Origin of the sequence: Bizionia sediminis (assembly GCF_042684585.1) — a bacterium.
GTDB classification, from domain to species: Bacteria; Bacteroidota; Bacteroidia; order Flavobacteriales; family Flavobacteriaceae; genus Algorimicrobium; species Algorimicrobium sediminis.
On the sequence record NZ_JBHULS010000001.1, the window covers coordinates 489,133 to 510,296 of the forward strand.

Consider the following 21,164-nt stretch of genomic DNA (forward strand, 5'->3'; position numbering starts at 1 on the left):
AAAACAGCTGTTATTGGTTGTTTTCAATCCATAATCTGGCATTAATAAAAGCCTCTAACCATGGCGACACGACATCGGTTCTGTCTGTTGGGTAATAGGCCCAATTCCATGGAAACACAGAACGTTCTATATGTGGCATAGTAGCCAAGTGGCGTCCTGTTTTATCGCACAACATAGCCGTGTTAAAATCTGAACCATTAGGATTGGCAGGGTAGCTGTTATAGCCGTATGTTGCTACAATATTATAGGCTTCTTTATTGTTAGGTAAGTGAAATTTACCTTCGCCATGCGAAATCCAAACCCCTAATTTGCATCCTTCCAAGCTAGAAAGCATAACGGAGTTGTTTTTCTGAATTTCAACGGAAGTAAAGGCGCTTTCATGTTTTTTAGAATTGTTATAAGTTAATTTGCCATGCGTGTCATGCTCTGGGTTTATTAATTCTAATTCCATAAAAAGCTGTGCACCATTACAGATACCAACCGAAAGTGTATCCTTACGTTTGTAGAAATTCTGTAACGCTGTCTGGGCTTTTTCGTTGTATTTAAAAGCGCCAGCCCAGCCTTTGGCAGAACCCAGAACATCTGAATTTGAAAAGCCACCTACAGCACCAATAAACTGAATATCTTCTAAAGTTTCTCGACCCGAAATTAAATCGGTCATGTGCACATCTTTCACATCAAATCCTGCCAAATACATGGCGTTGGCCATTTCGCGTTCAGAGTTCGATCCTTTTTCACGTAAAATAGCAGCTTTTGGTCGGTTTTTGGTTGGGTGTTGTGGTTTCTTTCCGTCAAATTTGTTTGGAAATGTGTATTGTAATGGTTGGGTTTTGTAATTATTAAAACGTTCTTGTGCTAAACCGTTCGCGGTTTGTTTCTGATCTAGTAAAAACGAGGTTTTATACCAAACATCGCGTAATCTGGAAACTGTTAGCGTGTAAACTTCATTATGATTTATGATACTTAAAACATCGCTATCTTGAACGGTACCAATATTAAAAAATTCGATATTGGCGTCCTTTAATACCTGTTCTACCGAGCTATCTTTGGCTTGAAAAACCAACCCAGCATTTTCCGAAAATAGAAGTTTAATAGTGTCTTCTTCGTTTATTTGGCTTAAATCCAATTCAGCTCCTAAATTAGTGTCTGCAAAACACATTTCTAAAAGTGTGGTAATAAGACCGCCAGAAGCGATATCGTGTCCAGCAACAATTTTTTTGGCCTTAATAAGGTCTTGAAGCGTATTAAATACCGTTTTTACAAAAGCCGTATTGGTTATATCTGGGGTGTCCGTACCAATGGCGTTTAAGGTTTGGTTAAATGAGCTACCACCCAATTTATAGCTATCTTGCGATACGTTTATATAATAAATATTGCCCGCATTTTTTTGAAAAACAGGCTCCACTACGTTTGTGATATTATCGCAATGTCCTGCTGCAGATATGATAACCGTACCAGGTGCAATAACCTCTTCCGTAGGATATTTTTGTTTCATAGATAGGGAATCTTTTCCCGTTGGTACATTTATACCCAATGCAATGGCGTATTCTGAAACAGCTGTTACAGCTTCGTACAGGCGCGCATCTTCACCTTCATTTTTGCAGGGCCACATCCAGTTTGCGGAGAGTGTTACACTTTTTAAGCCATCTTGTAAAGGTGCCCAAACAATATTGGTAAGTGCTTCTGTAATGGCATTTCGGCTACCTGCTGGTGCAGAAATTAAACCCGAAATAGGCGCATGACCTACCGAAGTAGCAATACCTTGTGTGCCGTTATAATCCAATGCCATAACACCACAATTGTTTAAGGGTAATTGTAACGGGCCAGCACATTGTTGCTTTGCCACTTTACCACCTACACAGCGGTCTACTTTGTTCGTTAACCAGTCTTTACAAGCTACAGCCTCTAATTGTAAAACTTGATCTAGGTATACCAAAAAGTTTTTCGTTTTATAACGCGGGTTTTTGTAGTTACGCGCTACGGTAGTATCGGTCATAATTGTTTTTGGCGAGCTACCAAACATATCTTGAAGTTCCAAATCCATTGGTTTTTCGCCTGTGGTTTCCGATTTAAACGTAAAACGCTTATCATTGGTTACCTTACCAACGGTGTACATTGGTGCCCGTTCGCGATCGGCAATTTGCTGTAAGGTATTTATATGTTTTTCGGAAATAACGAGTCCCATACGCTCTTGCGATTCGTTACCAATAATTTCTTTTGCCGATAAGGTTGGATCGCCAACAGGCAGCTTATCTAAATCAATTTTGCCTCCGGTGTCTTCCACTAACTCTGAAAGACAATTTAAGTGACCACCTGCGCCGTGATCGTGAATGGAAACAATGTGGTTTTCTGCACTTTCTACCATGCCACGTACTGCGTTAGCCGCACGTTTTTGCATTTCAGGGTTGGAGCGTTGTACCGCATTGAGTTCTATACCGGTTGAAAACGCACCCGTATCTGCCGAAGAAACTGCGGCACCGCCCATACCAATGCGATAGTTTTCACCACCTAGAATTACAATATTATCGCCTTTTTTTGGCGTATCTTTTAAGGCTTGATCGGCTTTGCCATAGCCTATACCTCCGGCTTGCATAATAACTTTGTCGTAGCCTAGTTTTCTGGCTTTTGATTGACTAGAGGCGCTATTTTCCGCATGTTCAAAGGTTAATACCGATCCGCAAATAAGTGGTTGACCAAATTTGTTACCAAAATCGGATGCACCATTGGACGCTTTTATTAAAATATCCATTGGTGTTTGATACAGCCACGGTCTTGCTGGCATTTTCTCTTCCCAGAAGCGGTTGGGTTCCAAGCGGGAGTAAGGCGTCATATAAACGGCTGTTCCGGCTAGGGGCAGGGATCCTTTACCACCTGCTAGTCTGTCGCGAATTTCTCCGCCAGAGCCAGTAGCTGCTCCGTTAAAAGGTTCAACAGTGGTTGGAAAATTATGGGTTTCGGCTTTTAAGGAAATGACCGAATCGAATTCTTTTATTTCATAAAAATCGGGCTTGTTAGCAGATTTTGGTGCAAACTGCTGTACCCGTGGTCCTGCAACAAAAGCGACATTATCTTTATAAGCAGAAATAATACTATTTGGATTTTGCTTGGAGGTTTCTTTTATTAAACTAAAAAGGGAAGCAGCCTTTTCTTCACCATCGATAACAAAAGTGCCATTAAAAATTTTATGGCGACAGTGTTCCGAGTTCACTTGCGAAAAACCAAATACTTCCGAATCTGTTAGTGGTCTGCCTATTTTTTTTGAAAGGTTATTTAAATAATTAATTTCTTCCTCGTTTAGGGCTAACCCTTCGGCTTCGTTATAGGCAGCAATATCGGTTATGTTTAGTACCGGTTTTGGCGTTCCTGTAGCTACAAACATAGCTTGATGTAAACTGCTGTACTTTTCAGAAATCATAGGATCGAAATCCTTAAATTTTTCTGTACAAGCTGTAAATTCTTCAATACGAACAATACCTTTAATACCCATATTTTGAGTAATTTCGACAGCATTGGTACTCCACGGGCTAATCATTGCGGCGCGCGGACCAACAAAAAAAGCATGAATGGATGCTTCCTCTAGTAGTGGTTGGTTGCCAAATAACCATGATAATTTAGCCGTTGTTTCTGTTGATAATTTCTTTGCCGCCGTGCCTTGTGGCTGGTAAACTTGAACTGCAAATACTTTGCTGTTTTGGTTTCCGAAGAAGTGAATCATTATGTTTGTGTTAAGTTGTGTTGTTTAAGCCACAAATTTACTTTTTTTCGGTGTAATAATTACTATTTGTATTATTGAAAATTACGAGTTATCCACGTGTTTATTAACCAAAAAAAAGCGACTTGTTACAGTCGCTTTAAATATTAGTGTTTTATCAGCTTTTTGCTAATGGTTTGGTTTCCTTGGGTTATGCGTAAAATATACATACCACTGCTTAAGCTTTGTGTGTTTATAGTACCAGTTGCTTGTATGGTTTTTTGTAACATGTTTTTACCTAAAACATTATAAATTTCAACCTGGGTTTCTTCTGGTTTACTTAATGTAATATGCAGCAGATTTTTGACTGGATTAGGGTAAACATTTGCTTCAAGTTTGTTTAGCTCTGCGGTACTTAAATTAGCATAACAGGTATAGGATAAATCATCAAAAGCCACACGGTTTGAGCCAGTATTGCCATCAATGGTAATAGATACAGTTCCTTCTATATTAATATTAGAGATAGTAGTGGTTTGAACAACGTCCTGATCGCCATAAGCTATCGTGCCAACAAGCGTATTGTTTACCTTTAAATTAAACGTTCCTGGCGATCCACCAAATACACGTTTGGTAGTAACGGTAAAGGAGCCAATACCACCAGATGTACTTGGCGCTGTTATGCTACCATTTCTTACTGTAATGGCGCGATTACTTATGGTTTGGTCCGTTCGGGCATCTGTGGCAGTCCATGTACCACCATTGTCGCCTGTCCATGTTCTGGTATCGTAACTACCACTGTTGGCTGGGATGTTTTGAAAGGTTTCTGTTAAACAGTTGTTACCAGCGTCAGTATTTGTAGTGGTCTCGCAGGCTTCATTACTAAAGCCAGATGTGTTTCCAGCCGCATCTGTAGCTACAACCGTAAAACAGTAGGTTGTGCTTGGTGTTAAACCTGTAACGGTAAAATTGGTATTAGCTGTTGTAAACCTATTAACACCATCCTGATAAATATCGTAAAAGGTAACACCAACATTATCTGTTGCCGCTGTCCAGTTTAAATCGATTGTGAAATTGGTAGGATTGGAAGCAATTAAATTAGTTGGCGTGCTTGGCGCTTCGGTATCTGGTTCTGAATTCCAGATAAGGTTAACATACTCCGGATTATCTATAAAGGGATTTCTGTTAGATTGATGGTGGTAGAATATGTTATTATTTCTATCGATTTCTTTTTGTGAAACCGGATCCATTTGGTGCCATTCCAATAAAATATTTAAGAAGGTTTCATCAAAAACCACATCCGAGGTACCGTTAAACATAGCATAATTACCCCAGTTAGCTACCAAATCTTGGTATCTTGTTGCAAAGTAAAAATGAATTCGGGCAATATCGCCTTTAAACTCGTCTATAGGTTCAAATACAATTCCAGAATATCCGGCCGCATAGCCGCTGTTAATATTAGCGCCTAATTTGGAACCATTTTGTGTCGGGTTTGAAATACCGCTTTGGTTGATTAAATTAGAATCATCTACCACGCCAAAAGGATAACTTCCCCTAAATCCGTTTACCCGTCCATCTGTTGGTAGTAATTCGTGCGCATCACTTCGCATGGGTGTGGCTTGGTTAAAAACAGATTGCGGAATAACGTGCTCCTTATTATAGCAATCGCCTTCGGAATTATAGTTGCCACATTCGTCCGTTACAGGCGAAAATGTATAAGGATCTGAACCTGCTGGGTTTTCCGAATAGGGATCTAAAATAGTGTTACTATTAACTTCGTAATACATATCTAAATCGTAATTTGCTATAAACCCATCCATAGCGTCATAGCCTTGGTCTGTGTGAAAGTATTCAACAGGCAAACCATCATTTTCTGTATTAATAATACGGTGTAATTGTGTTTTTAGGGTAAAGCCTGTTCCGGTGGCAGTGCTGTAATAATTGGTTGGAATTTGAGCCACAGATGCCATACCTAAAAGTAAGGCAGCAAGTAAATGCGTAAATTTCATTTTCATTTTAAAGTTATTTTTTTTGTAATAAAGCCATGTAAAATCCGTCGTAACCCAATTCAGAAGGCAGCACTTTTTTATCTGAAACCAAACTAAATTCGCTACCTGCCTCCGAGGCTAAAAAGCGGCTTACTTGATCTTGATTTTCGGATGGTAAAATGGAACATGTGGCATATACCATTTGGCCTCCTGGTTTTACCATTTTTGAGTATTGTTGTAAAATTTCTTGTTGGGTTGTTTTTATGTTATTTAAAAATTCTGGCTCCAATTTCCATTTAGCATCGGGATTACGTTTTAAAACCCCTAATCCGGAACAAGGCGCATCAATAAGCACGCGGTCCGCTTTTTGGTGGAGTTTTTTTATAACTTTTGTGGAGTCAATGTGTCTTGGTTCAATATTATGAGCGCCATTTCGTTTTGCCCGTCGTTTTAGTTCGTGCAGTTTATTGGCGTAAATATCCAATGCTATAATTTGGCCTTTGTTTTCCATTAAAGAAGCTAGGTGAAGAGTTTTCCCTCCGGCGCCAGCGCAGGCATCTACAACACGCATACCTGGCGAAACATTTAGGTAGGCCGCAACCAATTGCGACGAGGCATCTTGCACTTCAAACTCACCATTTTTAAAAGCCTCTGTTGTAAACACATTGGCGCGCTCTTTTAGTTTTAAGGCTTCGGGATACCCTTTTAGGAATTCGGTTTCAATATCCAAATCGAATAGTTTGGCTTGTAATGTTTCTTTAGAAGTTTTTAAGGTATTAACCCGTAAAACAACATCTGCTTGGGTGTTTAGAGCGGCAATTTCCTTGCTCCAAGCCGTTTCTCCTAGTTCTGCTACGCCTAAATTATCCAGCCAATCTGGTATGGACTCTTTGAATTTTCTAATTTTTGATAACTCATCAAAACGGCCTTTAATTTTTCTAACGGGTGTGTTTTCGAAGTATTTCCAATCTGGTAATTTAATACCTCTTAATGTTGCCCAAACGGCAAAAATACGCCATAAATCGTCTCTGCTAAATGGCTCTTTTACTTCAGCTATTTCTGCATATAAGCGTTTCCAACGCACAATTTCGTAAGTCGTTTCGGCAACAAAGCCTCGGTCTCTGCTTCCCCAGCGTTTATCGCGCTTTAAAAGTTGCTGAATAACTTTGTCTGCGTAATGGCCTTCGTTACATATAAGTGTTAAACCATCTATAACGGCAAAGCATAAGTTTCTGTGTAATCGCATGAATTGTATTTGTACTGTATTAATAGTTTTTAAGGCTGTTAAGGAACAGTTTAGTTATTAATTAGCTTGCAAAGGTACACAAAGTTTATTTCTTTCTAGGTTTATCTAATTATTCGTTTACCTTTTCTATTTTTATGAAAATTTATCAGCTATGAAACATATATTTTTTATTGCCTTGCTGCTTTTTGTTTGGGCTTGTAAACCCGATAAGATGGCGCCAATTTCACCCATAACAGGGGTTGCCATAGAACCAATTTTAACAGATTCAACGCTTAGTATTAGAGCTTTGGATATACTAGACACTAAAAATATAGCCTTTGCGGCCAATAATAACACTTACGGTTTATACAATACCACAGCCAATACATGGTTATTAACGGAACAGCAATACGATTCGCTTACGTTAGAATTTCGGGCTGTTGGGAACAATTTGGAAGATTTTTTTATGTTAAGTGTTGGTAATCCGGCCTTGCTTTTTAAAACAACCAATTCGGGTACTATGGCATTAGTTTATAAAGAAGCAGGCGCCGGTGTTTTTTACAATGCTATGGCTTTTTGGAATAAACAAGAGGGTATTGCGGTTGGCGACGCCACAGACTCCTGTATGAGCGTTATCATTACGCGAGATGGCGGTAATACTTGGAAAAAACTTTCCTGTAAGATACTACCAGATACCGATTATGGTGCTGCGGCATTTGCAGCAAGTAACACGAATATAGTTGTTTTAGGGTCTCATACTTGGATTGCCACTGGTGGTGTAGCTAGCGCAATTTTATATTCGCCTGATAAAGGAAAAACATGGGAGGCTTACAAAACTCCTATTGTGCAAGGTACAGCAACTACAGGTATGTATTCACTAACTTTTTACGATGCAAAAACAGGATTTGCTATTGGTGGCGATTACACCAATCCAGATGCGTATGCTGCGAATAAAATAAGAACCTTGGATGGTGGGAAAACTTGGGAACTTGTGGCAGCGCAAGCCGAACCAGGTTATAGGAGTTGTGTGCAATATATTCCTAATAGTGGCGGTACGGAATTACTAGCCGTTGGATTTAATGGTATGGATTATTCCAGTGATAACGGTTTGTCGTGGAAGCGTTTGTCCGATGCGGGTTATTATACCATTCGCTTTTTAAACGACTCTGTTGCTTTTGCAGCGGGGAAGGGGCGTATAAGTAAATTGACTTTTAAAAGGTAATATAAAAGAAGCAAAGCCACCTAGAGGTGACTTTGCATTACTTTTAACATGTTTTTATTAACACTTGAAACAGCTAACTATTAAATAAACGTCTGGTTTATTTGCTTGTTTTACCGTGTCGATTTTTATACTCTTCAAACATTTTTTGCTTAAAGTCTTCTTCAACTTTTTTTAAAAGAATTACTTTTTTGGCAGGTAAAACCGTCTGTAAATCCGTCATGTATTGTTTGTAGGCTGCATATCTTTCCTCATATAAATCGGCTATTTTAGAAATAATAGCTTTTGCTTCCGATTCAGAAATGTTAGCCACGTCTATATTTTTTCTGTAGTTAGAAACGGCTTTTCTTAAGGTGCTATAAGAGTCTTGAAACTGGTTGTAAATTGGCCAGAAACCTTGCGCTTCTGCCGGTGATAAATTTAAATTTTCAGTAATATAAGCCACTTTTAAGGTTTTAATTTTTTCATGATGGTCCTTATGCTGTGCTATGGCTACGGTACTAAAAATAAATGTAATTAGTAACAATAAAATATGTTTCATAGGGCATGTTTTTATTCAATATTAAAGTCTTCCACATCTAGGTTGGAATACAAGTAACTCTCCAAACTACCATCGCTTATGGTTTTACTGTAAATGTTGCGTTCCAGTGTTGCCGGATCCTTTATTAGATTGTCTAATTCCATAAACTCAAACTCCGATGTTAGTAAGTAGTTTTCTATACTTTCGGTGTCGATACTGGAAAAAGTAACCGATTTTTGGATGTTTGGTATGCTTAAAAGTACCGCAATAACCGCTGCCACACTAGCGGCATAAAGCATTGCTTTTTTTGAAAACAAAGAAACTACTTTTGCTTTATTTTTTGTAACAGGGTCCGTTTTAGGGCTTGGTACTTTAAAGGTTTCAAAATAATTTTCGGGAACCTTAAAACCGGAAGATTGTTTGCTTGGTTTATATGGTTTTTTGGCAGAAAACGACACATCAAACGACTTGAAGTAGTTTTCAGGTGCTTTAAAACCAGCGTTTTTAATGGTATGTAATTTCCCCTTTTTCATTACCTATTGGACTTAAAATTCGTTAAAAGGTTTAATTATTCAAAAGAAAAGTTTCAATTTTTTTCGTGGCAATATGATAAGATGCTTTTAGGGCACCTTCACTTGTTTCTAAAATTTCTGCCATTTCTTTATACTTTAATTCTTGAAAATATTTCATATTAAAAACCAACTGTTGTTTTTCTGGTAAGGCGGCAATTGCTTGTTGCAATTTTAGTTGGATGTCATCGCCTTCAAAATAAACATCGGTCTCTAGATTGGCAATGGCTCGCGCTTGCACTTCCTCATTGCTTATATGCATTTGTTTGGCGCGCTTATTTATAAAGGTTAATGCCTCATTGGTTGCTATCCGGTACATCCAAGAAAATAACTTACTGTTGCCATTAAACTGTTGGATGTTACTATGCACCTTTAGAAAGGTGTTTTGTAAAACATCGTCTGTGTCGTCGTGCGATTTTACTATGTGCCGAATATGCCAGTAAAGGCGCTCCTTGTAAAGGGAAACCAATTCTTGAAAAGCTTGCTCGTGGGTGCTTTTAGATTGTAAGTTAGCTATTAACTGATTTTCGGAATTCACGAAGTCGTTTTAAAGTTAGACTATGTTGGCACAAAATGGTTTAATGCTAATTAAAAAAAAATAGATTAGCTATGGCGCCGTTTCTAGCTTGATAATTATGCCAATAGGCAAGTAGTTTGTGGCCTTTATAATCCACTTTTTTGTTACCGAACTGATTCCGTAAAGTAAAAAAGGTGTCCCTATTCAAAGCTTTGCATATCCACGAGACGTTTATACGTACCGTTAGCTTGTAAAAGCGTGGTATGCGTACCTTGTTCTACAATTTCGCCTTGCTTCATAACCACAATAAGATCGGCGTTTTGAATGGTAGATAAGCGATGGGCAATGACAATAGAGGTTCTGTTTTTCATCATATTCTCAAGCGCCACTTGCACCAAACGTTCGCTCTCTGTATCCAATGCGGAAGTAGCTTCGTCTAGAATCATTATTGGTGGGTTTTTTAATACCGCTCTGGCTATGCTTAAACGTTGTTTTTGGCCGCCTGAAAAATTATTACCGGCATCGCCTACATTGGTATTAATTCCATTTGGTAACTCTTGAACAAACTCCCATGCATTGGCTATTTTAAGAGCCGCTATCATATCAGATTCGCTTGCATCAGGTTTTCCTATTAACAGGTTGTTTTTAATAGAATCGTTAAACAAAATAGAATCCTGTGTGACCAGTCCAATTTGATCGCGCAAGGACTTTTTGGTCATGTCTTTTATATTTATGCCATCTATGGTTATGCTACCTTCATTAACGTCGTAAAAGCGTGTTACTAAATTGGCAATGGTGCTTTTTCCGCTACCGGATTGCCCAACAAGCGCCACCGTTTTTCCTTTTTTAACTTCAACACTAAAGTTTTTTAGAACAAGATCGTTTTCATATTTAAACGAAATATTGTTTATACGTATGTTGTTTTCAAAAGTTTTAAACTGTAGCGCATTGCTGTGGTCTTCCATTTGATCGGCTTCGTGAAGAATCTCGAATACACGGTCTGCAGCGGCCATACCATTTTTAACTTTATAGCTAGCCTTACTAATGGCTTTGGCTGGTGTTAAAATGGCGTATGCCAAGCCCATAAAAGCGATAAAGGTGGTGCCTTCAATAATGTTGTCTATTAACACTAATTTTCCGCCGTACCACAATAAAACAGCAATGGTGGCTATACCCAAAACTTCACTTACAGGACCAGCTAAATTATTTTTTAAGCCAATTTTGTTAGACAATCTTAAAATGCTATCGGCCGACTTTGTAAAATTAGCGGTAAAAATGGGTTCTGCGTTGTAGCTTTTAACAATTTTTAAGCCCGTTAAGGATTCCTCGACAATTGAAATTAATCTACCAGATTCCTGTTGTGCTTTTAAAGAGTTACTTTTTAGGCTTTTGCCAATACGTGATATTAAAAACCCAGCTACAGGAATAAAGCAAAGCACAAATATAGATAACTCCCAACTTATTGTAAACATAAGGGCTAACGAGAAAACAATGGTTAAGGGCTCGCGAACAATAAGTTCTAGAATGATAAAAAATGAATTTTGCATTTCGTTAATATCGCCGAGAATGCGCGCCATAACATCGCCTTTCTGGCGTTTGGAATAAAAACTAACGGGTAGTTGTATTATTTTTTGATACATGTCTTTTCGCAGCGCTGTTAATACCCCGTTGCGCAAATACATAACATGTTGCATAGCCAAATAACCGAAGAGGTTTTTAAGCAAAAATGTAAAAATAACGATAGCAATAACAATTACCAGAGCCATTTGTGCGTTGCCATCTGCTAGGTAGCCGCTAACCTTGTAATTTAGTAAGTTTTGCCCATAATTTTTTAAATCGCCCAACCCATGCCAAACTGGTGCCTCTGTAACAACGGTTGTTTTATCGAACAGCACGTTTAACATAGGTATTAACGCAATAAAAGCTAGCGAACTAAATAAGGCATACAGTAAGTTGAAAAAGATATTTAAAAAAACATGTATTTTAAACTTCTTTATAAAGGGTAATAATTGATGTATTATTTTTTTCATTTTTACAGGGCCATATCTTTAATAATAGCATCTATTTGTGTTTCAAGCAGATGTTCGGTTTCTTTAAAACTGGCAATGTTTTGTAAGGTTGTATTTACGCTAATATAAAATTTAATTTTAGGCTCCGTTCCGCTTGGCCTTAAAGCAATTTGGGTACCATCTTCCAAATAGTAAATAAGGACATTCGATTTTGGGATGTGAATTTGCTCTATATGGCCGTTTAAGGTGTTTTTGGCTTGCGAAAGTAAGTAATCTTCAATCCTAATAACTTTAGAATTGTTTATTATTTTAGGCGGATTTTGACGCGCATCAAACATCATTTGTTCAATTTCATTAGCACCTTCAATACCTTTTTTAGTTATTGAAATTAGGCGTTCTTTGTAAAAACCGTGTTCTATATACAAGTTTATCAAGGCCTCGTAAATGGAGCTACCTTCGGCTTTTGCTTGGGCTGCAATTTCGCATGCTAAAAGGGTAGCGGTAACGGCATCTTTATCGCGTACAAAATCGCCTACCATAAACCCGAAACTTTCTTCGCCACCACCAATAAAATTAAGTTCTGGAAAGTCTTTTATCATTTTAGCAATCCATTTAAACCCGGTTAAGCCTATTTTACATTCTACTTGGTAGGCTTGGGCCAGTGCTTTCATCATGGGTGTGGATACAATGGTGCTACCAATAAATTCTTTACCTTTAATTTTGTTTTGTTGCTGCCATTGTTTTAGCAAAAAGGCTGTCATAATTATCATGGCTTGGTTACCATTTAAAATTACGAGCTTGTTATCTAAATCCCTTACAGCTACACCTACACGATCGCTATCTGGATCTGTACCAATTACAATATCGGCTTGTACTTTTTCGGCTAATTCCAAAGCCATTTTTAAGGCCGCTGGTTCTTCAGGATTAGGCGATTTTACCGTAGGAAAATCTCCGTCTGGCTTGGCTTGCTCTGCCACTACATGTACCTGTTTGTATCCCGCTTGTTTTAGGGTTTCTGGAATAATGGTAATGGAGGTGCCATGTAATGACGTAAATACTATTTTAAGGGCATCTTTAGCCTTCTGCTCGGTTTTAAAACTACCATTTTTAACGGCCGCTTTTATAAAGGCTTTATCTAGGGCTTCGCCAATATAATTTATAAGCGATTCTTGAGCGTTAAAATTTATTTCGGAGTATGCTACACGCTTTATTTCATTTATAATTTCGGCATCTTGCGGTGGTACTAATTGGCCACCATCTTGCCAATATACTTTGTATCCATTGTATTCTGGGGGATTATGCGATGCTGTTAAAACAATTCCGCAGTGGCAGTTTAAATATTTTAAGGTAAAGGATAGTTCGGGTGTTGGCCGAAGGTCTTCAAATAAAAAGACCTCAATATTGTTTGCCGAAAATACATGAGCAACTAATTGTGCTAGTTCTTTACTATTATGGCGGCAATCGAAAGCAATGGCTACTTTAATAATTTGGTTAGGAAACTGTTCTTTTAAATAGTTGCTTAAGCCTTGCGTGTTTTTGCCAAGGGTATATTTGTTAATTCGGTTTGTGCCAATTCCCATAATACCGCGCATACCACCAGTACCAAACTCTAAATCTTTGTAAAAAGCTTCTTTTAGTTCGGCTGGATTGGTTACCAGTAAACCTTTAATATACTGTTGCGTTTCGGTATCGAATGTAGGGGTTAGCCATTGGTTAACACGGGCTTGTATGTCGGGGTTTAATGCTGTCATAGGTATATTGTAAATAGGTACAAAGGTACGGAATTAGACTTGTTTTATGTGGCGTTTTGCACGTTACAACCGTTATTATTACTTATATTTTATCCTTTATTAAATAACGTTTTCTGTTTTCTTTTGTTCGTAAAATTATTTCGCCTAAAAAGCCTGCTACAAAAAATTGTGTTCCCATAACCATGGTAGCCAAGGCTATAAAAAACTGCGGCCTTTCAGTAATGAGTCGCCCATCAGGGTTTACAAACAATTTATCTATGCCTAGGTATAAAGAGAAGGCAAAACCAATAGCGAGCATAATAACGCCCAAAGAACCAAACAGATGCATGGGTTGCCTGCCAAAGCGCGATACAAACCAAATGGTAATTAAATCCAGAAATCCATGTAGAAATCGGTCCATTCCAAATTTGGTTTCGCCGTATTTTCTGGCTTGGTGCTGAACAATTTTTTCACCAATATTACCAAATCCTGCATTTTTGGCTAAAACAGGAATATAACGATGCATTTCGCCGTTAACATCAATATTTTTTACGACGTTTTTACGATAAGCTTTTAAGCCACAGTTAAAGTCGTTTAATTTGACACCCGAGGTTTTTCTGGCGGCCCAGTTAAATAATTTAGAAGGAATATTTTTGGCTATAAGTGAATCGTAACGAATTTTTTTCCAACCCGAAACCATATCATACCCCTGTGAAACAATCATGTTATACAGCGCTGGTATTTCCTCTGGATTGTCTTGCAAGTCGGCATCCATAGTTATAACCACATCGCCTTTTGCTTCGTGAAAACCAGCGTGAAGGGCTTGCGATTTGCCAAAATTCCGTAAAAATTGGATGCCCTTTACACAGGCGTTGGCTGCAGACAAATTTGTAATTATTTGCCAAGAATTATCGGTGCTACCATCGTCTATAAAAAGAATTTCATAGGTATATTGGTGCGATTGCATAACGCTAACAATCCAGTCGTGAAGTTCTACTAAAGATTCTTGCTCGTTAAGTAGCGGTATGACTACTGATATATTCATGTAAGTGGTTTCAGAATGGAAACATCAAAAGTAGCGAAATTATTTAAGCTTCTATGTCTTCTTTTTTTACAACTAAAGCCACAATTAGACCTACAATGCTGTATCCAACCAGTTGAAAGGCCAAGGCTTGCAACAGGTTTTTTAGGGAGTAAATATGTTCTTGTTTTTCCAATTCTTCTACAATAACAGCCATAGCCTCATCTGGTGTTCCAAAATTACGCATCATTTCAACTTGTGCTTCAATGGCTTTTTCTTGTAAAATGGTTGCTGCTTCCGGATCGATAATATTAAAAATTAAAAAGCTTACCACAGAACTAATTACTAAACCGATTAATAAGGTAATAAAAAAAGAGGAGAAAGCCGCTTTAAAACTAATAAAGCCGTTTAATAGGGCACGCGATTTAATGGCCGAAAGCGTGCCAAATGCTATAATTAGGACAATAATGGCTATACCAAACCACCATTGTGTAAATAAATCTAAACTAATAGCATAGCCCAATGCGGTTAATAAGGCTAAAATACCACCTAAATAAAGACCGTAGTTAGTGGCGTTGGATTTTGTAGTTGGTTCCATAATATGTATTTAATTCATGTTAATTACGTAAAGTTAGTCCACAAATATAACAAAAGGTTGCAATTGGCAAGCATTTTAGAAGCTAACCATAGTGTTTTCTTTAAATTATGTTACCATTACTTTAGCTATTTCGTAAAGGCATTTACTCCGCTACCTGGCATATAATAGTAGCCAGAACATTTATGCGCGGAACGCATTAGCGGCCTGCGTGTATGTACTAAAAAAACATGGGTGTACCCAACTAAATTATGTTATTTTTGGTGTTGGATTATTAGGTTTGGTTTATTTTTAAAGTAAATTATACAAATAAGTGTATAAATGTATTGCACAGTTATTAAAAATGATTAAATTTGCACCTCGAAAAAGTTAAGATATTAAAGCATTTAGCGATGAAAAAAGAAATCCATCCGGAAAATTATAGAGTAGTAGCGTTTAAAGATATGTCTAATGACGATGTGTTTTTAACAAAATCTACCGCACGTACAAACGAAACTTTAGAAGTGGACGGTGTAGAGTATCCATTAGTGAAAATGGAAATTTCAAGAACATCTCATCCGTTTTACACTGGTAAATCGAAGTTAATAGATACGGCTGGTCGTATTGATAAGTTTAAGACTAAATACGCTAAATTTAAAAAATAAATTTAGTAGAAAATATATTTTAAAAAGCCTTTCAAAACCTGAAAGGCTTTTTTTATTTTTACCAAAAAGCACCAACCATGAACTACATACTTTTTGACGGCCCACATCGTAATAATTTATTACCTTTTACCTATACGCGTCCGGTAGCGGACATTCGGTTTGGAATTTTAACCATCCGTGAAAAATGGGAAACCTACTTAAATACCACCACAACTACGGTAACAGAAGATTATCTGGCCGATAAATACCCCATGGTGGAACTGGAGGCTAATATTATGATAAATGCTTCCTATACGCCAAACGAAACGCTGGTAAACATGATTTCTAATTTAACAGAAAATCAGGCTATTTTTGTGGGAGAAGACCTTGTTGCGTTTTATACTAATGAATGGCAAGAAGCCATAAATTTCGACAATTATGAGGCTATAGAATATACAGGCGCTGTGTTAAAAATTGAAAACACATGGGATATTTTTGCGCAAAACGGAGCAGCTATTCAAGCGGATTTCGATTTACTTACGGCCAATCAGCAGTCTGAACCTATTCCAGAAAGTGTTAATACTATAAATTCAGAGGCTATTTTTATAGCTCCTGGTGCTAAATTAGCTTATGTAACCCTAAATGCTACCAATGGTCCTATTTATATTGGTCCCGATGCGGAGATTATGGAAGGCAGCGTAATTCGTGGGCCATTTGCGTTGTGCAATAATGCCACTGTAAAAATGGCTGCAAAAATTTACGGCCCTACAACTATTGGTCCCTTTAGTAAAGTAGGTGGCGAGGTTAATAATTGCGTTATTTTTGGTTATACAAACAAAGGACACGATGGGTTTTTAGGAAATTCGGTGCTGGGCGAGTGGTGTAATTTGGGAGCAGACACCAATAACTCCAATTTAAAAAATAATTACGCAGAAGTGAGGCTTTGGGATTACCAAACGGAACGCTTTGCCAAAACAGGGTTACAGTTTTGCGGATTAATGATGGGCGACCATAGTAAATGTGGAATCAATACCATGTTCAATACGGGTACTGTTGTGGGAGTTAGTGCTAATATTTTTGGTAGTGGTTTTCCAAGAAATTTTGTACCAAGTTTTTCTTGGGGTGGCAGTAATGGTTTTACTACCTATTTAACTGATAAAGCTTTTGAAGTAGCGCAAGTTGTTATGTCCAGACGTGATGTAACTTTTACCGAACAAGATGCTGCAATTTTAGAGCACGTTTTTGAGGACACCAAAAAATTTAGACGCTCATAACCTGATAGGTATATAGGATACAAATTTTGTTTTTTGGCGTGTCTCGTAAAAACATAATTGTTAGTTTTAAATAGGATACAGGTTACTCGGGTATTGAACTTGTTTTGTTTACAGTACCAACCTTTTGTCTGATTTTTTTGCACTAGTAGTAAGTCGTAGCACGTTTCCAAGAAGCTGGTGTTTAAAACGTAACTAACAGTTGTATTATTAATTTTAAGTCCTAATTAAAACTATCCGTTTTTTTGTAAAATAAGGCTAGGTACAAACCAAATTTGGTAAGTATCTGGCGGGCTATGAGGTAATACAGTCTGCTGTTATTACCCGATGATTAAGATCCAGCTTTGCTTTAATTGTCTTTTTTAACCCGTTTTAGGTTTAATAAGTTAGTAGGATTAATACCCAATCCCAACACATTTTTTCGTGTAAATCTAACCACTTCGTCATAAAATAGAGGTACAACTGGTGCGGTAGCCATTATTAAGCTATCCATTTTTGTATACAGCGCTTCCCTTTTATGGGTATTGGTTTCGGTAAAAGCTTGTGTATACCAAGCATCAAACTGTTGGTTGCTAAAATGGGTGTAATTAGGCCCGTTTGGAGCCCAATTTTTACTGTAGTAAAGCGATAAATAATTTTCGGCATCCGGATAATCGGCCACCCAGCTGGCACGAAACATATCCAGTTTGCCATTGGCTTTGGCGTCTTTTAAGCTAGAAGCGGGAATAACATTTATAGCTACTTGTAACCCTGTTTTTTGCAGTTCGCGCTGTATGTATTCACAAAAGCTTAAATAATTACTAGTAGTGGTTATGGTAATTTTAGGCGTGCTAATACCTGTTTCTACTATAAATTGGTTAACCAGTTGTTTCGCCTTTTCTGGGTTATAAGTATATCCAGAGGCTTCGCTAAACCCTGGTAATCCTTTGGGGATAAAACCACCGTGCGCAGGAATGCCCACGCCGTTACTTAGGTAAAGCATCATTTTTTTTCTATCGAAGCCGTAGTTAACTGCTTTTCTAATGTATTCCGACTGTATTTCTGGTAGTTCCGATGGCATGAAAAAGGCTAAATACTCTGTGTTTAAATACGGTCCTCGTATCATGTTTACTTCCGAAGCGTATTTGTTGCGTAATTGGCCGTTGGCTGTTAATAGTTCATCTTTGTAGGAGGCGTCTAAACCAGAAACATAATCTAGATTACCTTGTGCAAATTGTAAAAATTCGCTTTGCTTATCGGGAAGAAAGGTAATAGCAACCGCTTCTAAATATGGAAGTTTATTACCGTTTTCATCCTGTTCAAAATAACGGTTGTTTTTTCTAAACACCAGTTTTAAATTCTCTTCCCAACGTTTAAACCTAAATGGACCAGTGCCAATAGGGTGCGATCGGAAATTGCTGCCGTAGTGCGCTACAATTTCTGGTGGTACTACCGAACAATATTTCATGGTTAACAAACCCAAAAACCCAGGAAAGGGCTGTTTAAGTTTTATTTCGAAAACCGAATCGTTAATAGCTTGAAAGGAAGCCACTTTGTTTAGAACCCAACTACCTGGAGAGGCTATTTTTTTATCTAACAAGCGATTAAAGCTATATTCAAAATCGCTGGCTTTTACAGTTCTTGTGGAGTCTGGTCCAAATAGCACATGTTTATGAAAATAAACATCGTTTCGCAAGTTGAATGTATAGGTTTTGGCACTATCGGAAACATGCCAATTTTTGGCAATGCTAGGAATAACTTTTAGGCTATCGTCCATTTCAACCAAACCGTTAAACAGCTGATTGGTAGCCCAAATATCTGCTAAATCTTTCGAGAAGGCAGGATCTAAAGAACTAATATTTTTATGTTCGTTATACCTAAAAACATTTGGTAAGGTCTGTTCGTTTTGTAAACAGCTTGAACAAGTTAGAAATATTAGAACATATATTGATTTAAAAGTCATTTTGTTTCAAAAGTTTTACTACATTTATATTAACCAATAATAAATTTTTAAAATTATGAAAAAAAATTACATTCTATTACTTCTTATTGCCACATTTGCCTGGACAAGTCAGGGGCAAATTACTTTAACACAAAATACTGATAACGTTATTACCGCAACAAACAGTGTGGCCTGCCCAGGCGGAAATAATCAGCAAGCCAGATTGTTTAACTTATCAAATTTTGGTATTACTTCAGGTTTTGAATTAACAAGCGGCGAGATAGGGGTTCAATCTGTTTCTGGTACTTTTGATGTAACTGTAAAAGTATACGACAGTAACGCTAATTTTCCTACGGGATATCCTGGTACATTGTTAGGAAGCCAAGTTGTAACTATTCCTTTAGGTTCAGATGAAACAATTGTTAATTATACGTTCTCACCGGCAATTACAATTCCATCTACATCTACTCATATTTTGATTGAAGTGGAACAAACGGACACGACATCATGGTTTATTGGCGGTACAGCGGCCGATACAGCAACTCCTTATCTTAAAAGTGCTTCCTGTTCAATAGCGGATTATACCACACCTGCCGCTTTAGGTTTTCCAGATGCTCATTATTACATTACTGCTACAGGAAATTTGTTAGGGGTTGAAGACTTTAATTTAGACAATATGTCCATAAGTCCTAATCCTGTAAACGATGTTTTAAATATCCAATTGCACCAGTCAATACAGGTAGAGAAAGCTAAATTATACACTGTAACAGGTCAAGTTGTGCTACAAGCCGAAAACACCAGAAAATTAGATCTATCAAATTTAAATTCTGGTATTTATTTGTTGAAAGTAGAAACTGACAAAGGTATTGTTGCTAGAAAAATTATTAAAAATTAAGCGGTTTAATTCGTTTCAGAGACTTTTAAAAAAGAGCGTCTTATTTGCTTAAGACGCTCTTTTTTTTTGCTGCTATCTGTTCTTTAAAGAGTTAATTTTTAATTGCATGTAGCGTTATTTTCTGTTATTCGTGTTGTGTGGAAATAATGTAAAATTTGTATGTTTTTTAAATTATGGTACTTAAAGCTAATAAGCACTCGGCAACTTAAAAAACAAAAGGCGTACTTTTTACAGTACGCCTTTTTTTGTTTTTCATACCAATTTAAAGGTACTTAAATGCGTACACCAACTGGCAGCATATTTTTATACTGTCTGTTTTTGCGCATAAACTTGGCAATTTCCGGACTCGTTGGCACAATACTTAAATTACGATCTTCAATATGTTTAAAAACCAATGTAATAAAATCGTTTTTAAGCGATTCCGAAAAAACATCTTCAGGAATAACGAGTTTGGTTAAAAATATTTTACGTTCCTGAAGCGAATATTCAATTTTAGCAAGCTGCTGGTCTACTTTTAGCTCAAATTGACGTAAAAAATCGTTGTCAATGAGGCTTTGTTCATCTATCATAATATTCTTATTTTAAACACTAATTTTATAGGAAGTACACACTATTTTTCAATAGTTTTGTACACAAATTTACGAAAAAAAATAGTATTAAACAGGCTTCAGGTATTTAATAGCTTATGAATCAAGATATAATACATGTTTATTGTATGCCAGGATTGGCCGCAAACCCTACCATTTTTGAACACATAAAACTACCTAAAAGCCAATTTAAAATACATTGGCTGGAATGGCTTATTCCTAATAAAACCGACACGCTTTCTAGCTACGCCAAGCGCTTGGCAGCATCTATAACCGAAGCTAATGTGGTATTAATTGGGGTGTCGTTTGGTGGTGTAGTTGTTCAGGAAATGAGCAAATTTATTTCGGTAAAACGGCTCATTATTATTTCAAGCTTAAAAACAGCAAGCGAGAAACCTACCAGCATGAAAATTATGCGCGCAACAAAGGCGTATGCATTTTTGCCAACCGCGTTGGTAGGTAAGCTAGATATGCTTTCCAAATTTGCGGTAAACCAAAAAGTAGCGCAACGCATAGAATTGTATAAAAAATACTTATCTGTAACGGACAAGCGTTACCTAAAGTGGGCCATAAAACAAATGGTTTGTTGGCAGCAAGAAACGGCCTTGCCCAACTTAATTCATATTCACGGAACTTTGGACCATATTTTTCCTTACGAGCGCATAAATGGCTGCATAACAGTTGAAAATGGCACTCACATCATGATTTTAAATAAATACCGTTGGTTTAATAAACATTTACCACAACTTATTTTAGAAGGAAGCATCGCCGGGCATTAATATTTTT

General features: G+C 37.3%; 17 protein-coding genes. 5 read left to right on the plus strand and 12 right to left on the minus strand.

The window, feature by feature from the left end; translation table 11 throughout:
- Nucleotides 1-10 precede the first annotated feature (10 nt).
- From purL to ACFSQP_RS02205, 3 genes are all read right to left on the minus strand, one after another.
- Nucleotides 11-3,715, minus strand: a complete 3,705-nt coding sequence (purL, locus tag ACFSQP_RS02195) for a phosphoribosylformylglycinamidine synthase (RefSeq protein WP_376891432.1) — start codon at nucleotides 3,713-3,715, stop codon at nucleotides 11-13.
- A 143-nt stretch (nucleotides 3,716-3,858) separates the two neighbouring features.
- Nucleotides 3,859-5,703, minus strand: coding sequence for an endonuclease (locus ACFSQP_RS02200; RefSeq protein ID WP_376891433.1), 1,845 nt, complete (start codon nucleotides 5,701-5,703; stop codon nucleotides 3,859-3,861).
- Between the two features lie 7 nt (nucleotides 5,704-5,710).
- Complete coding sequence (locus ACFSQP_RS02205; RefSeq protein ID WP_376891434.1) at nucleotides 5,711-6,922, minus strand: RsmB/NOP family class I SAM-dependent RNA methyltransferase; 1,212 nt, start codon at nucleotides 6,920-6,922, stop codon at nucleotides 5,711-5,713.
- 151 nt (nucleotides 6,923-7,073) lie between these two features.
- Here ACFSQP_RS02205 and ACFSQP_RS02210 point away from each other — a divergent pair, with 151 nt between their 5' ends.
- The gene (locus ACFSQP_RS02210; RefSeq protein WP_376891435.1) at nucleotides 7,074-8,123 is read left to right on the plus strand and encodes a WD40/YVTN/BNR-like repeat-containing protein; all 1,050 of its coding nucleotides are present in this window, start codon (nucleotides 7,074-7,076) and stop codon (nucleotides 8,121-8,123) included.
- Between the two features lie 97 nt (nucleotides 8,124-8,220).
- Here ACFSQP_RS02210 and ACFSQP_RS02215 read toward each other — a convergent pair whose 3' ends face one another.
- From ACFSQP_RS02215 to ACFSQP_RS02245, 7 genes are all read right to left on the minus strand, one after another.
- A complete protein-coding gene (locus ACFSQP_RS02215) occupies nucleotides 8,221-8,661 on the minus strand; it encodes a hypothetical protein (protein ID WP_376891437.1) in 441 nt (146 codons plus the stop codon).
- A gap of 11 nt (nucleotides 8,662-8,672) precedes the next feature.
- Nucleotides 8,673-9,173: a hypothetical protein gene (locus ACFSQP_RS02220; RefSeq protein ID WP_376891438.1), complete on the minus strand. Its 501-nt coding sequence runs from the start codon at nucleotides 9,171-9,173 to the stop codon at nucleotides 8,673-8,675.
- A gap of 31 nt (nucleotides 9,174-9,204) precedes the next feature.
- On the minus strand, nucleotides 9,205-9,747 hold the full coding sequence (locus ACFSQP_RS02225) for an RNA polymerase sigma factor (RefSeq protein WP_376891439.1): 543 nt from the start codon (nucleotides 9,745-9,747) through the stop codon (nucleotides 9,205-9,207).
- Nucleotides 9,748-9,926: 179 nt separating this feature from the next.
- Nucleotides 9,927-11,756 (minus strand): ABC transporter ATP-binding protein, encoded by a 1,830-nt coding sequence (locus ACFSQP_RS02230; protein ID WP_376891440.1) that lies wholly within the window; start codon nucleotides 11,754-11,756, stop codon nucleotides 9,927-9,929.
- Between the two features lie 2 nt (nucleotides 11,757-11,758).
- Nucleotides 11,759-13,486, minus strand: a complete 1,728-nt coding sequence (locus tag ACFSQP_RS02235) for a phospho-sugar mutase (protein WP_376891441.1) — start codon at nucleotides 13,484-13,486, stop codon at nucleotides 11,759-11,761.
- An 82-nt stretch (nucleotides 13,487-13,568) separates the two neighbouring features.
- Entirely contained in the window at nucleotides 13,569-14,510 is a 942-nt protein-coding gene (locus tag ACFSQP_RS02240) for a glycosyltransferase family 2 protein (protein ID WP_376891442.1), read from the minus strand.
- Nucleotides 14,511-14,553: 43 nt separating this feature from the next.
- Nucleotides 14,554-15,084 carry a DUF4199 domain-containing protein gene (locus ACFSQP_RS02245; RefSeq protein WP_376891443.1) on the minus strand — a complete coding sequence of 177 codons (531 nt, stop codon included), beginning with the start codon at nucleotides 15,082-15,084 and terminating at the stop codon, nucleotides 14,554-14,556.
- Between the two features lie 389 nt (nucleotides 15,085-15,473).
- Between ACFSQP_RS02245 and ACFSQP_RS02250 the strand changes: the two genes are divergently transcribed.
- Together ACFSQP_RS02250 and ACFSQP_RS02255 are read left to right on the plus strand one after the other, a co-directional pair.
- The gene (locus ACFSQP_RS02250) at nucleotides 15,474-15,725 is read left to right on the plus strand and encodes a type B 50S ribosomal protein L31 (protein WP_376891444.1); all 252 of its coding nucleotides are present in this window, start codon (nucleotides 15,474-15,476) and stop codon (nucleotides 15,723-15,725) included.
- Nucleotides 15,726-15,802: 77 nt separating this feature from the next.
- On the plus strand, nucleotides 15,803-16,978 hold the full coding sequence (locus tag ACFSQP_RS02255; protein ID WP_376891445.1) for a GlmU family protein: 1,176 nt from the start codon (nucleotides 15,803-15,805) through the stop codon (nucleotides 16,976-16,978).
- A 346-nt stretch (nucleotides 16,979-17,324) separates the two neighbouring features.
- Here ACFSQP_RS02255 and ACFSQP_RS02260 read toward each other — a convergent pair whose 3' ends face one another.
- The gene (locus ACFSQP_RS02260) at nucleotides 17,325-18,917 is read right to left on the minus strand and encodes an ABC transporter substrate-binding protein (protein ID WP_376891446.1); all 1,593 of its coding nucleotides are present in this window, start codon (nucleotides 18,915-18,917) and stop codon (nucleotides 17,325-17,327) included.
- A 55-nt stretch (nucleotides 18,918-18,972) separates the two neighbouring features.
- On the opposite strand from ACFSQP_RS02260, the gene ACFSQP_RS02265 reads away from it, so the two are divergent.
- Entirely contained in the window at nucleotides 18,973-19,791 is an 819-nt protein-coding gene (locus tag ACFSQP_RS02265; RefSeq protein ID WP_376891447.1) for a T9SS type A sorting domain-containing protein, read from the plus strand.
- Nucleotides 19,792-20,063: 272 nt separating this feature from the next.
- Here the strand turns inward: ACFSQP_RS02265 and ACFSQP_RS02270 are convergent, their stop codons facing one another.
- Nucleotides 20,064-20,360 carry an N-acetyltransferase gene (locus ACFSQP_RS02270; RefSeq protein ID WP_376891448.1) on the minus strand — a complete coding sequence of 99 codons (297 nt, stop codon included), beginning with the start codon at nucleotides 20,358-20,360 and terminating at the stop codon, nucleotides 20,064-20,066.
- 116 nt (nucleotides 20,361-20,476) lie between these two features.
- On the opposite strand from ACFSQP_RS02270, the gene ACFSQP_RS02275 reads away from it, so the two are divergent.
- The gene (locus ACFSQP_RS02275) at nucleotides 20,477-21,157 is read left to right on the plus strand and encodes an alpha/beta hydrolase (RefSeq protein WP_376891449.1); all 681 of its coding nucleotides are present in this window, start codon (nucleotides 20,477-20,479) and stop codon (nucleotides 21,155-21,157) included.
- Nucleotides 21,158-21,164 lie beyond the last annotated feature (7 nt).

Bases quoted from the DNA above. Each gene is read 5' to 3' on its own strand.
- ACFSQP_RS02250 (WP_376891444.1), top strand. From the start codon at position 15,474: ATGAAAAAAGAAATCCATCCGGAAAATTATAGAGTAGTAGCGTTTAAA.
- ACFSQP_RS02220 (WP_376891438.1), bottom strand. From the start codon at position 9,173: ATGAAAAAGGGGAAATTACATACCATTAAAAACGCTGGTTTTAAAGCA.
- ACFSQP_RS02230 (WP_376891440.1), bottom strand. From the start codon at position 11,756: ATGAAAAAAATAATACATCAATTATTACCCTTTATAAAGAAGTTTAAA.
- ACFSQP_RS02215 (WP_376891437.1), bottom strand. From the start codon at position 8,661: ATGAAACATATTTTATTGTTACTAATTACATTTATTTTTAGTACCGTA.
- ACFSQP_RS02270 (WP_376891448.1), bottom strand. From the start codon at position 20,360: ATGATAGATGAACAAAGCCTCATTGACAACGATTTTTTACGTCAATTT.
- ACFSQP_RS02260 (WP_376891446.1), bottom strand. From the start codon at position 18,917: ATGACTTTTAAATCAATATATGTTCTAATATTTCTAACTTGTTCAAGC.
- ACFSQP_RS02255 (WP_376891445.1), top strand. From the start codon at position 15,803: ATGAACTACATACTTTTTGACGGCCCACATCGTAATAATTTATTACCT.
- ACFSQP_RS02235 (WP_376891441.1), bottom strand. From the start codon at position 13,486: ATGACAGCATTAAACCCCGACATACAAGCCCGTGTTAACCAATGGCTA.
- ACFSQP_RS02205 (WP_376891434.1), bottom strand. From the start codon at position 6,922: ATGCGATTACACAGAAACTTATGCTTTGCCGTTATAGATGGTTTAACA.
- ACFSQP_RS02275 (WP_376891449.1), top strand. From the start codon at position 20,477: ATGAATCAAGATATAATACATGTTTATTGTATGCCAGGATTGGCCGCA.
- ACFSQP_RS02240 (WP_376891442.1), bottom strand. From the start codon at position 14,510: ATGAATATATCAGTAGTCATACCGCTACTTAACGAGCAAGAATCTTTA.
- ACFSQP_RS02265 (WP_376891447.1), top strand. From the start codon at position 18,973: ATGAAAAAAAATTACATTCTATTACTTCTTATTGCCACATTTGCCTGG.
- purL (WP_376891432.1), bottom strand. From the start codon at position 3,715: ATGATTCACTTCTTCGGAAACCAAAACAGCAAAGTATTTGCAGTTCAA.
- ACFSQP_RS02210 (WP_376891435.1), top strand. From the start codon at position 7,074: ATGAAACATATATTTTTTATTGCCTTGCTGCTTTTTGTTTGGGCTTGT.
- ACFSQP_RS02200 (WP_376891433.1), bottom strand. From the start codon at position 5,703: ATGAAAATGAAATTTACGCATTTACTTGCTGCCTTACTTTTAGGTATG.
- ACFSQP_RS02245 (WP_376891443.1), bottom strand. From the start codon at position 15,084: ATGGAACCAACTACAAAATCCAACGCCACTAACTACGGTCTTTATTTA.